We start from the raw sequence: 10,937 nt of genomic DNA on the forward strand, positions 1-10,937 counted from the left end.
ACAAATCAAGAGGCGATATCTTGATTTTTAGGCTAACCTTACTGAATAACTAAAATTCTACCTTAAGGGCATTTTTAACAATTATGGTATTGGACTCAATAATTGAACAAATAGAAGGAAGCACACTAACAGAAAGTCTTCTTAAACGAGTCAAGGGTAAAGATAGGCTAACTCTTTCGGGGGCTTCAAGATCAATTAGAGCAATCACTACAACTGCATTTTCTAGAAGGGAAAAAAGGCCTTTGCTTGTTGTAGTACCCACTTTAGAAGAAGCTGGGAGATGGATTTCATTGCTGGAAATAATGTCGTGGCGCTCAGTACAACTATATCCAACAAGTGAATGTTCACCTTATGATGAATTTGAACCTACTACTGAAATAATATGGGGACAATTACAAGTTTTAGGAGAGCTACTAAACAATCAAAACAACTCAGATTTAGCGATTGTAACAACAGAAAGAGCTCTTCAACCACATCTTCCGCCAAAAAGTATATTCGAACAAAATTGTAGGTCCATTAAGCAAGGAGACAATATTGATATTAAACTTTTGTCCAATGAGTTAGCAAACCTGGGCTACAAGAAAGTTCCAACAACAGAACAAGAGGGGACATGGAGTAGAAGAGGAGACATAGTTGATATATACCCTGTAAGTAATGAATTACCGATTAGGCTAGAATTATTTGACGAAGAATTAGAAAAGCTAAGAGAGTTTGATCCTACGACCCAACGATCACTAGACCCAATAAAAAGTGTGACTTTAACACCTACTAGCTTTAACCCGTTAATAGAAAATATCTTAAAAGTAAATGATTATTTAGAGCAGATTATCTCGAAACAATTGAAGTCGAAGAACAACCTAAACAATGGCAACCTAAGTCTCCGTAGATACCTAGGTCTAGCATGGAATGAACCGTCCTCCCTTCTTGATTACATACACCCAGAATCCTTTGTGGTAATTGATGAGCGTAAGCATTGCATTGCACATGCAAAACAATGGCTAGAACACGTTGAACAACAATATAAAGATTTGACCAAAGATCATATTGATGATATTACAGACTGCAAAACGCTTATACCAAGTTACCACTCTTCAATAAGCAAATGTTTTAATCAAGTAGACTCTTTATCTGGCTTTGACACAGCTGAATTATTCGAGGAACTCCAAACCCTAAATCAATTTGATTTAGCAGGTCGTCCTATCGAATGTTTCCCTAATCAATTTGGTAAAATTTCAGAGCATATAAAGAAGCTTAACCAAGAAAACTATCTAACATGGCTTGTATCAATTCAACCGAGCCGGGCTGTTGCTCTTCTAGAAGAGCATGACTGCATAACTAAATTTGTAGCTAATGATTTAGATAAAACTTCCATTAATAGATTGATTAAGCAAAAAACCCCCGTAGCTCTGAAACTTAAGAAGAACAGTGAAATAGAAGGTTTCAAGTTACCAGCCTGGAAAATAGCTTTAGTAACTGACAAGGAATTCTTTGGGCAACATACTCTAGCTTCTTCGAGTTATGTAAGGAGACGAAGTAGAGCATCTAGTAAAACCGTAGATCCCAACAAGATGCAAAGGGGAGACTATGTCGTTCATCGCAATCATGGAATAGGTCGTTTCCTAGGAATGGATAAAATGGCGATCTCAGGTAAAGCAAGAGACTATCTTGTTGTTGAGTATCTTGATGGAACTTTAAGAGTTGCTGCAGATCAACTTGGAACTCTGGGGCGATTTAGAGCTAACACTGATACCCCACCTAAACTAAACAAAATGGGCGGAACTGTCTGGGATAAAACAAAAGAGAAGGCACGGAAATCAATACAGAAGGTGGCAATTGATCTAGTGAAGTTGTACGCAGAAAGAACCAATTCGGTTGGTTTCTCCTATCCACCAGATGGGCCATGGCAAATCGAACTAGAAGACTCATTCCCATACGAAGCAACGCCAGATCAAGTAAGAGCAGTTGCAGATGTAAAGAAAGATATGGAGCATGAAAGGCCTATGGATAGGTTGATATGTGGCGATGTTGGATTCGGAAAAACAGAGGTCGCTATTAGGGCAATATTTAAGGCAATTACAGCTGGAAAGCAAGCAATTGTACTAGCCCCAACCACGGTATTAGCCCAGCAACATTGGAGAACAATCGCGGAAAGGTATTCTCCTTATCCAATAAAAGTTGCATTATTAAATAGATTTAAAACCACATTAGAAAAAAATAATATCATTCAGCAACTCCAAAATGGCAATATTGACTTAGTTGTAGGTACACATATTCTACTAAATAAAAAGATAACCTATGACAAGCTTGGTTTATTAGTTATTGATGAAGAACAGCGTTTTGGAGTAAAGCAAAAGGAGAAAATCAAAGACCTGAAAAAACAAGTTGATGTTCTTACTCTTTCTGCAACTCCCATTCCCAGAACCCTTTATATGAGCCTATCTGGAGTTAGAGAAATGAGTCTTATTACTACGCCACCCCCTTTAAGAAGGGCAATCAAAACTCATCTCGCCGAAATGGATAACGACGCAGTTAGAAGTGCTATAAAGCAAGAAATTGATCGCGGAGGTCAAGTATTTTACGTCGTCCCTAGAATTGAGGGTATTGATAATGTTGCTATTAGGCTAAAACAAATGCTGCCTTCAATTAAGTTGATAGTAGCCCATGGTCAAATGCCTGAGGGTGAATTAGAGAGTGCCATGGTTGCATTTAATGCTGGAGAATACGATGTAATGTTGTGTACTACTATTATAGAGAGTGGTCTAGATATTCCAAGAGTTAACACTATATTGATTGAGGATTCCCAGAAATTTGGTTTATCACAGCTGTACCAATTAAGAGGAAGAGTAGGAAGAAGTGGTGTTCAAGCTCATGCTTGGTTGTTCTATCCAAATGACTCCTTGCTAAGTGACGCTGCAAGAAAAAGGCTCAGAGCAATAAAAGAATTCACGCAATTAGGCAGTGGATATCAACTAGCAATGAGAGATATGGAGATAAGAGGCGTTGGCAATCTTTTAGGGGTTGAACAAAGTGGACAAATGGAAATTATAGGTTTCGACCTCTATATGGAGATGTTGCAAGAGTGCATGGCAGAAATTAATGGACAGTCTATACCTCAAGTTGATGAAGTTCAAATAGATTTACCGGTCACTGCCTTTATCCCAGGTGACTGGATAACAGAACCCGATGAAAAAATTGCTGCCTATCGTTCTGCATCTAATTGCAAAAACAATAAAGAACTAGTTGAGCTAACAGCGTCATGGACAGATCGTTATGGCAACTTACCAGGATCAGTACAAGCTCTTATAGAAATAATGCAATTGAAGTTAGTGGCGAAAAAATGTGGTTTTTCACGAATAAGGCAAGAAAAACAGAATGTGGTACTGGAAACTCCAATGGAAGAACCTGGATTTCGCCTAATACGAAAGGGGATCCCTGAACATCTACATACCAGATTCGTTTACCAAGCTGCTACAGGTCGGTCGGCTAAAGTCACTGTTAGAGGTATTGGTGTTTTGCCAATAGAGAAACTGATCGACCAGCTTAAGGATTGGCTATTACTTATGAGTAAACAAATACCTGATGAAATTCAAGACCGTATATTCCAAGAAGAAGAGCTAACCACCAAAAAGAACGAAACTGTTCTATCGATTTAGGGAGGACGATTACCTAAATGGTCAGTGAATCCACAGTTTCCGAAGAAATTAGGTAAATTTCTTCGAATTGCGTTTTCGAAATTGGGCGAATATCTAGATATTGGAACAAGTCAGGCCCCTTTTGCATATATGGGTACCCTTGTAAGTCTTGTTGCAGTGGCAATTTACCTTCTTTCAGCTCGAGATGCAGGGAATGACGACGATGACTCTGATTCTGGCAGTGGAGGTCTTATGCAGCCTATCTCCTAACAGTAGAAAACTAATGGCGATGTAGTTATTAGGTAGTAGTTAACAAGGATTTTAATTTCTCACGAAATTCACCCTTTTGCATCCCACCCTTTAACTCTCCATGAACTTCAAACTCTGAGTCAGGATTACTTACCAACAAATAGGTAGGCCATCCCATTCCTTCCTTTTTTGGATATTTAGAGAGCAATATCTTGCGATATTTTCTATAGACTTCGGCGTCTTGCAGTTTAACACTTACAAAATTTAATTCAAGTTCTTCGCATACTTTTTGATCATAGTGACTCATCCTATGACATGTTCCACAATCCTCGGAGCTAAATTTAATCATCGTAAGATCATTCATTTCAATAAGGTCTGTTTTCTTTTTAAATTAACCGCTTTTCAATAGAAAAGCAAGAAAAGTTGATCAGTCTTCATAACAAACTAAACTACAGCTTATATATTTTATCACAGAAAATTCTTAGGTATTATTTCTAGCTATAACAGCAAAGAAAGGGTCTCCATTACTAGACCAAAGCTGCTTTAAGCCTAAAGGCTGTGTATTTTCCGCTATTGTTCTTACAACGGTCCATCTCTGAGCTTCCAAAATACTACTAATACACTTAATTCTTTCTTCATCGCTCGATTCCGTCCAAATTCTTGGAGCTTTATTCCAAAATGCACGATTACTAAATGATATTATTAGCTTGCCACCTGGCCTAGTAATTCGTAAAAGTTCTTCCGCAATTGGCTCTGGATACTGTAAGTATTGCCACCCAGCTACTATTAAAACCATATCAATGCTGTTAGATTCTAATGGAATTTCATAGTCTCTATTTAAGTTCTGTACCCAGAAGTGATTCAAGTCTTGATTTGCTTCCAACTCCTCCTTATTAAGGCCATGACCTATAACCTCATTACAAGAATGCTCTTGGGGAAGGTGGCTTACCCAACTACTCATCAAATCTAAAACATCAATAGTCGGTTCAAAAACTTCTGAATATAGAGAGGTTAGTCTGGAACGAAACCCGGAGTCTAAGTGATGCACGTATCGAGGCTGAGAGTAGAAATCTTCGTCGGGACTATTGTCTAGTTTTAATCTATCATTCTCATTTAAAACAACTACTGTCATGATGATGAATATAATGGTCTAACAACTTTATCTTAAGGTATAGCAATTAGTTTGTTTTGTCGTTAACCAATGAAATTAGAGAACCTGACACAAATACCATAAAAATTAAAATTGGCATAAAAAAATAACTTTTATCCGAAAAGGAGATACTAGAGACAAAGTAGATGGAGCCAAAAACAGAAGAGAGCCAAAACAAAAATAAAACAATGAAAGAATGAATTTTAAAAAGCTTAGACTTATTAATGCTTTTGGGAAGTCTTAAATTCTTATTAAAGATACCAATATGAATATAAACGTAAAATACGGAATAGAGTGAAACCATCCAAAAAGAATATCCTTCTCTGGCAAAGTGGTACACAGAAAATAAAGAAAGAATACTTGCTATAAAAACGATTAGAGAGTCAAGTGTTGATTTCATCTACATATATTAGGTTAAATGAATAGAGTTATCTGTCTTATACTATTATCTAAATCTTCTGGAACCAGAATACTGATATCGCTTATTGATCTTCTTACAAATTAATGAAATCACTTTTACGAGCCTCCATAAGCCTCCAAAGAGAATGAAGGTTGACAACACAGCAAATGCAAGCAAGGTCATAACGAAAAGAAGATTAACAAAAGCGATTATAAATTGATATAGACCAACAACTAGTTCTTTAAAAGACTCATTGGTAATAAGGATCCAATCAAAATTTACTAATAATGTATATAATATTATTAGAGCGCCTAGACCGAAAAGGGAAATTAATATTCCCTCAAGAGATTGCCTAATAATAGATTTCTTTTGTTGTTTATCTTTTGTACTAAAAACCTTCCTTGAACGTTCTTTCTGCCTGGGGAATCGTTTATTTATAAGCATAAGACTAATATTTGTTGGTGCCCATAAAGATCTCGACCAGGGAGAGTTTACCGTTAATTAAATAGTTAAAGTAACTTCCTGAAATGGAATTATTACGGGTTTCCTGTTTACGGAATGAACTATTGACTATATAAAAAAGAGATTTATAAACCATGGCAAAATCTGGATATGTGTAAAAGCTCCCTAATTTTGACTAAAAGTTTATATAAGTCAATTGTTTACCTGGGACATCTCTGGCCTGATTTCACTAGTTTCATTCAGAAGGTCAATTTCACTTGTGGGAGTAGGCACAACAAAAGCTACAAAGGCTGCTGCTATTAGAGACAAGCAACCCACGAAAGGCGCTGCAAGTCTCTGGCCAAATGGAATACGCTCAGCCAGGTCTCTTTTCCTTAGAGGGTTATCAGAAGGCAAATGCCAATCAATTGAAACCCGAGGGTCGTTCCTGAGTTCATCTATACAACGGACAATGTCAGCTAGTTCTGAATCATCAATGAGAAAAGCCAATGGTTCAATACCAGGTTGACTACTGCGCAGTGTTAAAAGGTGTTTGTCTTCCTTAGGCTCTATAACAACAAATCCATCTTTCCTCCCAAATGGCTTAGCCAAACCGGACAAACGGTAGCGTGCATAAGGTAAGACCACACTCATCAGTGAATGTAGATGGTCGCGCTTGCCTTCCATTTCAGTAGAGCCCACAACCATAAGCTTCCAAGAAGAAAGAATCCCAATCACACCATCGTCTTGTCCTACTGAAAAGTCTGGAACACCTTCTATTTCAAGAAGCGTAGATGATTGTTGATATTTAAAAGTGAGCTTAAACATTTGAAAGTTCTCAGGGTGTTGGATCACAGAGACTTGCTCTTAACCGACTTGGGCCTCCACAACCAGCACTAAGGGCAAGTGTAAAGACCAACTGTCTCAGAGTTGATTGAGTTTGCTCAATAGGTTGAAGAAGTCTTTGAACAGCTCCTCGCCTTGAATTCATTCTTTCAGCTACTAATTCCTTTAGTCGTTGATCAAGTAAAATCCATCTTTGCTGATTTAACTTCTCTGGCTCCCTTGAAGAAAGAAGTTGATGAATTACTGGATATAAGCGCTCTGCCATAAAACATAAAAGCGAAATCATCGCTTGTGAATCAGAAACTTTTAGTTGTCCCCTTTGTGTCACACGCCTTAAGGGATTATGACAGCGCCTCTTCCAAAGCTCTACACGATTTGGAAAATATGAGTCCAAACCAAGCTCCTTAGAAGCCCATAACATGGCTTCTCCACCGTTTAGGTCCAATGATTCAACTACCAATAGTAGGAGGTCCAATCTTTCTAAGCCCCTTCTTGCAAGTGGTTTCAAGCGAGTTTCAGAATCGCTTTGAAAGGAATTTAATTTTTTCCATTTTGTAGTGGCAGGAAAGGAACCGTTATTTAAATTTGGCATGCATGAGATGATGACAGGACTATGGTTCTTGAAACATCATGACTCTGACAACAAATTGGCTGAACCACACACAAGTCCATTAATTGCATCAGACACTTGAATTTAAGGGATTTTATTGGGCAGACACCAGATTTTCCTAAAAAGGGAATTAATTTTCTTGATATCTGTCCATTGCTACAAGATCCTGATGCCTGGAAAGAGGTTTTAAACCTATTTAGTAAATATTGTGATGAGCTACAACCAGATCTAATCGTCGGAATCGAATCACGAGGCTTCATACTGGGCTCTGCTGTTGCTAGTTACAATGGCCTTGGTTTTATTCCCATACGTAAAGCGGGAAAACTTCCAGGGGATGTAATCAGTCAGGCTTATGCACTTGAATATGGCAATGACAGAATAGAAATTCAAAAAAACAGATTTAAGTCCAAGTCAAAAGTCTTGCTAGTTGATGATCTTCTCGCAACCGGAGGTACAGCATCGGCAGCTTCTAAGCTACTGCAAAAAGCAGGGGCACTAATAATTGGTTATGGCTTTATTATAGAACTATGTGCGATGAATGGTAGAGACAGGTTAAACAAGAACACACCGACAAAATCATTATTGACCTACTACTGACTGTCTTGCCAATCAAATACGTCTTCTAGCTGTTTAAGAGTAAGTAGGCCAAAACTCCAAAGTACAATTGGTAAAGGGGATTGTTCTAATTCAGATTGTCTTTGTCCTAGCTTGAGTGCATTATCGCTAATTCCAAGTTTGTCAGTTAGAAAAGCTATTAATTTTTCGGATGCTTTTGATTGTGAATGACTGGTAAAAATCATAAATTCCTTCGATTAGGCTTCATACTTCTCAGAGAATAGCTTACAAAACCGGGAAACCCCTCTGTCATTAAGCCTAATATAAGCTTTCTGGTATAAGAGGAGCACTTGATTACATGAAAGACCAACTTCCTTGAAAGCATAAATAAAGGATTCCTGTTAGAGAAGATTCTAATAATTAAATCTGTAATGATGTTAATCGACAATACATCTAAGATTCTATTTCTAGTATATCGGCAAGGAATATGCGATTTAACAATAGTACCTCTATTATATTGCAAAAATAAATTACTAATCTCCATTACATCTCTCCAGCAAACATTTAGACCCTGACCTCCAACAGGGTGACATCTATGGGCAGATTCTCCAAGCAACAGGAATTTTTCCTTATCAAATTTTGGACAAATTGAAAAGCCTAGAGGAAACGCAGCAGGATTATCAATAACAACATCTGGCTCAAAACCATTTGGTAAAACTCTTGCCAAAGAGTCTAAAAAGGATGAATGATTTAATTTAGACCTGGCTTGACATGAATTGAAAGGGCCAGACCAAATAACTTGAAACAAATCACCACCCATCGGGAGTAGAGCCAAAGGTCCCTCCTCACGAAAAATTTCATAAGCTGTCCCTGGTGAGACTCCTCTGATCAAAACTTTGGTTGTTAAACAACCCTGTCTATACGGAAAAAATAAAGGTTTGATTTTTAAATCCTTTCTTGTTCGTGAAAAAGGTCCATCAGCAGCAAAGACAAAATCATAATCTTTTAAATTAGCGGAAATGTCTGACCCAAGGTTTAAACTTATAGATGTACTTTGATCTAACCGGGGCAAAACAACTTCCATAAACCTTTTATGGTCTAGCACCCATCCTATTGCCCCATACTTATTATTTCTTTCCGGCAGATCAGATAGTCTGAGATTTAAACGAGTTGAGGTTTCTCTATCCTCAATAGATAATTGATCAAACAAAGTTATATGACTATTCAAATCATTCCAGATATCAATGTTCTGAAAAAGTCTTCTAGTTGAATGGGTTATTGCATATGCTCGACTTTTATTAATAAGTTGAGTTCTATTTTTCGGATCAAAAAGGCAGACGTGAGCTCCGTGTTTCGCAAGAGCTAATGCCAAAATGCTACCTGTAGGCCCTCCTCCTTTTATTAATACTTTTAGGGGGCAGTGCATTAGATAAAACCTTTCAAGAATTTTATAGGGACTGGAATAATAGATGAAATGTTATTTCTATCAAGATCGCCTTTTTGACAAGCGTAAGATGCATAATTCCTCAAATGCAGGTCTTAGTAAAAAAGGATATTCACCCACCCACAATCTCTGAGCTGGTATCCAAGCGTCGGTTAAAGCTGAAATTCGTCGAAAATCCTTATTTTCACTAAGAACAACACATCGAATACAAAGACCTTGGCGAATAGAGTTGTGTTTTTTATCCATTGGGAATCTCAACTCTCCTAAATAGCCATCTTCATCTTCTATATGGAGAATCATCCACAATCTACGATTTTCCACAAGTTCTAATTCGCCACGACTGTTTGCTTGTTCATGACGATTTTCGACCAATTCACGAGTAAAGACATCTCCTATCTCACCTTCGAACATAGCCGCAAATGGAATTCTTCTCAATCGAGAATTCATACGGCCTGCTTCCAAGATTGGTCCCCAAAGTAAATAAGTAAAGAAGACAACACAGACTACGAGCCAAACAGAAGAAAACTGATTACCAGTCTGACTAGCACTAAAAAGAAAGCTTATAACCCCACCGATGGTTGCAATCAGTACTCTTTGAAGGATTTTTTGTGGATCCCCTAAAGCCGAAGAAAATTGATTGCCAGAGGCAACAGCAGGAATAAGTCTTTCTAATTCACCAGGGCGGAGAGGTAACAACATTAGATAAAACCCATTTTATATAAGTCTTTCTAACCCATATACAAGGCCAGGTAATGACCTCACTTTCCTAATAGCAAGTAATACTCCTGGCATATATGCAGAGCGATTAATTGTGTTGTGCTTAAGGGTATATGTTTCTCCATTAGCTCCAAACATTACCTCTTGATGAGCAACCAAACCGGGGAGTCGTATGGAATGTAGACGTAAGCCGCTACTCCGAAGTCCTCCCCGACTGCCAGCAAGGGACTCATGTTCTTCAACATCTGTGCTATTGAAGTTTTTTCCTAGTTCTTCCATTAGCTCTGCTGTCTTAATACAAGTTCCACTCGGTGCGTCAGCTTTCTGATTGTGGTGTAGTTCAGTTAATTCAGCATGATCATAAAATCGGGCTGCTGCGGCTGCGGCTTGTTGCAACAAAACCATTCCGACAGAAAAATTAGGAATGACTGCGGACCCAATAGAAGCCTTTTCAGCAAATATTGCCAATTCATTTATCTGACTTGGGGATAGCCCTGTAGTACCAATTACAGGATGGACTCCGTATGCGATAGCAGTTCTAGTGTGCTCAAAAACTGCAGATGGATGTGTGAAGTCGACAATTACAGCTCCATTCGGTGGTTGATCATTCCGGACTGATTGACTAATTAGACATAAAGAACCCTCTAAATCAGAAGTAACCGTAATGTCTGTCTCCCCGAGTCCCAATTCCAAACCAATATCTTTGCCTTCTGACCCGGGTGAAGTATCCACAGCAGCAACAAGTTTGCAGTCTGCTGTTGTGAAAATGGCTTTTATAACTTCTCGCCCCATGCGACCTAAGGCTCCTGAAACTAAGACTGGGATTGGTTTTGCGGCGGAGAAAGGCATTTTTAACGGATTTTGGTACAAAAACTATGTGACTTCGGATGTAA

General features: G+C 38.2%; 11 protein-coding genes. 3 read left to right on the plus strand and 8 right to left on the minus strand.

Annotated features, from left to right (window positions below; translation table 11 throughout):
• The first annotated feature begins 83 nt into the window (after positions 1 to 83).
• Together mfd and SOI83_RS01740 are read left to right on the plus strand one after the other, a co-directional pair.
• On the plus strand, positions 84 to 3,653 hold the full coding sequence (mfd, locus tag SOI83_RS01735) for a transcription-repair coupling factor (RefSeq protein WP_320676892.1): 3,570 nt from the start codon (positions 84 to 86) through the stop codon (positions 3,651 to 3,653).
• Positions 3,654 to 3,677: 24 nt separating this feature from the next.
• Positions 3,678 to 3,902, plus strand: a complete 225-nt coding sequence (locus SOI83_RS01740; protein ID WP_320676894.1) for a hypothetical protein — start codon at positions 3,678 to 3,680, stop codon at positions 3,900 to 3,902.
• 28 nt (positions 3,903 to 3,930) lie between these two features.
• Here SOI83_RS01740 and SOI83_RS01745 read toward each other — a convergent pair whose 3' ends face one another.
• From SOI83_RS01745 to SOI83_RS01760, 4 genes are all read right to left on the minus strand, one after another.
• Entirely contained in the window at positions 3,931 to 4,245 is a 315-nt protein-coding gene (locus SOI83_RS01745) for a thioredoxin family protein (protein ID WP_320676895.1), read from the minus strand.
• A gap of 117 nt (positions 4,246 to 4,362) precedes the next feature.
• Positions 4,363 to 5,013, minus strand: a complete 651-nt coding sequence (locus tag SOI83_RS01750; RefSeq protein ID WP_320676896.1) for a class I SAM-dependent methyltransferase — start codon at positions 5,011 to 5,013, stop codon at positions 4,363 to 4,365.
• Positions 5,014 to 6,085: 1,072 nt separating this feature from the next.
• Positions 6,086 to 6,700, minus strand: a complete 615-nt coding sequence (locus SOI83_RS01755; protein ID WP_320676897.1) for a DUF4335 domain-containing protein — start codon at positions 6,698 to 6,700, stop codon at positions 6,086 to 6,088.
• A gap of 10 nt (positions 6,701 to 6,710) precedes the next feature.
• Entirely contained in the window at positions 6,711 to 7,226 is a 516-nt protein-coding gene (locus SOI83_RS01760) for a DUF3038 domain-containing protein (protein ID WP_320676898.1), read from the minus strand.
• Positions 7,227 to 7,406: 180 nt separating this feature from the next.
• Here SOI83_RS01760 and SOI83_RS01765 point away from each other — a divergent pair, with 180 nt between their 5' ends.
• On the plus strand, positions 7,407 to 7,925 hold the full coding sequence (locus tag SOI83_RS01765; protein WP_320676899.1) for an adenine phosphoribosyltransferase: 519 nt from the start codon (positions 7,407 to 7,409) through the stop codon (positions 7,923 to 7,925).
• On the opposite strand, the gene SOI83_RS01770 is transcribed toward SOI83_RS01765, so the two are convergent.
• The 4 genes from SOI83_RS01770 to dapB are packed head-to-tail and all read right to left on the minus strand — an operon-like array spanning position 7,919 to position 10,893.
• On the minus strand, positions 7,919 to 8,128 hold the full coding sequence (locus SOI83_RS01770; protein WP_320676900.1) for a DUF2949 domain-containing protein: 210 nt from the start codon (positions 8,126 to 8,128) through the stop codon (positions 7,919 to 7,921). The genes SOI83_RS01765 and SOI83_RS01770 overlap by 7 nt on opposite strands.
• Complete coding sequence (locus tag SOI83_RS01775; protein WP_320676901.1) at positions 8,125 to 9,309, minus strand: FAD-dependent monooxygenase; 1,185 nt, start codon at positions 9,307 to 9,309, stop codon at positions 8,125 to 8,127. Before SOI83_RS01775 ends, SOI83_RS01770 begins: the two co-directional genes overlap by 4 nt.
• 60 nt (positions 9,310 to 9,369) lie before the next feature.
• A complete protein-coding gene (locus tag SOI83_RS01780; RefSeq protein WP_320676902.1) occupies positions 9,370 to 10,026 on the minus strand; it encodes a hypothetical protein in 657 nt (218 codons plus the stop codon).
• Between the two features lie 15 nt (positions 10,027 to 10,041).
• Positions 10,042 to 10,893, minus strand: a complete 852-nt coding sequence (gene dapB, locus SOI83_RS01785) for a 4-hydroxy-tetrahydrodipicolinate reductase (protein ID WP_320676903.1) — start codon at positions 10,891 to 10,893, stop codon at positions 10,042 to 10,044.
• Between the last annotated feature and the right edge of the window lie 44 nt (positions 10,894 to 10,937).

Source organism: Prochlorococcus sp. MIT 1300, from assembly GCF_034092375.1.
In the GTDB taxonomy this organism is placed as follows: Bacteria; Cyanobacteriota; Cyanobacteriia; order PCC-6307; family Cyanobiaceae; genus MIT-1300.

What these genes read in the sequence shown, in the direction of transcription:
- mfd (WP_320676892.1), top strand. Translation starts at nt 84, where the DNA reads ATGGTATTGGACTCAATAATTGAACAAATAGAAGGAAGCACACTAACA.
- SOI83_RS01775 (WP_320676901.1), bottom strand. Translation starts at nt 9,309, where the DNA reads ATGCACTGCCCCCTAAAAGTATTAATAAAAGGAGGAGGGCCTACAGGT.
- SOI83_RS01745 (WP_320676895.1), bottom strand. Translation starts at nt 4,245, where the DNA reads ATGAATGATCTTACGATGATTAAATTTAGCTCCGAGGATTGTGGAACA.
- SOI83_RS01780 (WP_320676902.1), bottom strand. Translation starts at nt 10,026, where the DNA reads ATGTTGTTACCTCTCCGCCCTGGTGAATTAGAAAGACTTATTCCTGCT.
- SOI83_RS01770 (WP_320676900.1), bottom strand. Translation starts at nt 8,128, where the DNA reads ATGATTTTTACCAGTCATTCACAATCAAAAGCATCCGAAAAATTAATA.
- SOI83_RS01750 (WP_320676896.1), bottom strand. Translation starts at nt 5,013, where the DNA reads ATGACAGTAGTTGTTTTAAATGAGAATGATAGATTAAAACTAGACAAT.
- dapB (WP_320676903.1), bottom strand. Translation starts at nt 10,893, where the DNA reads ATGCCTTTCTCCGCCGCAAAACCAATCCCAGTCTTAGTTTCAGGAGCC.
- SOI83_RS01755 (WP_320676897.1), bottom strand. Translation starts at nt 6,700, where the DNA reads ATGTTTAAGCTCACTTTTAAATATCAACAATCATCTACGCTTCTTGAA.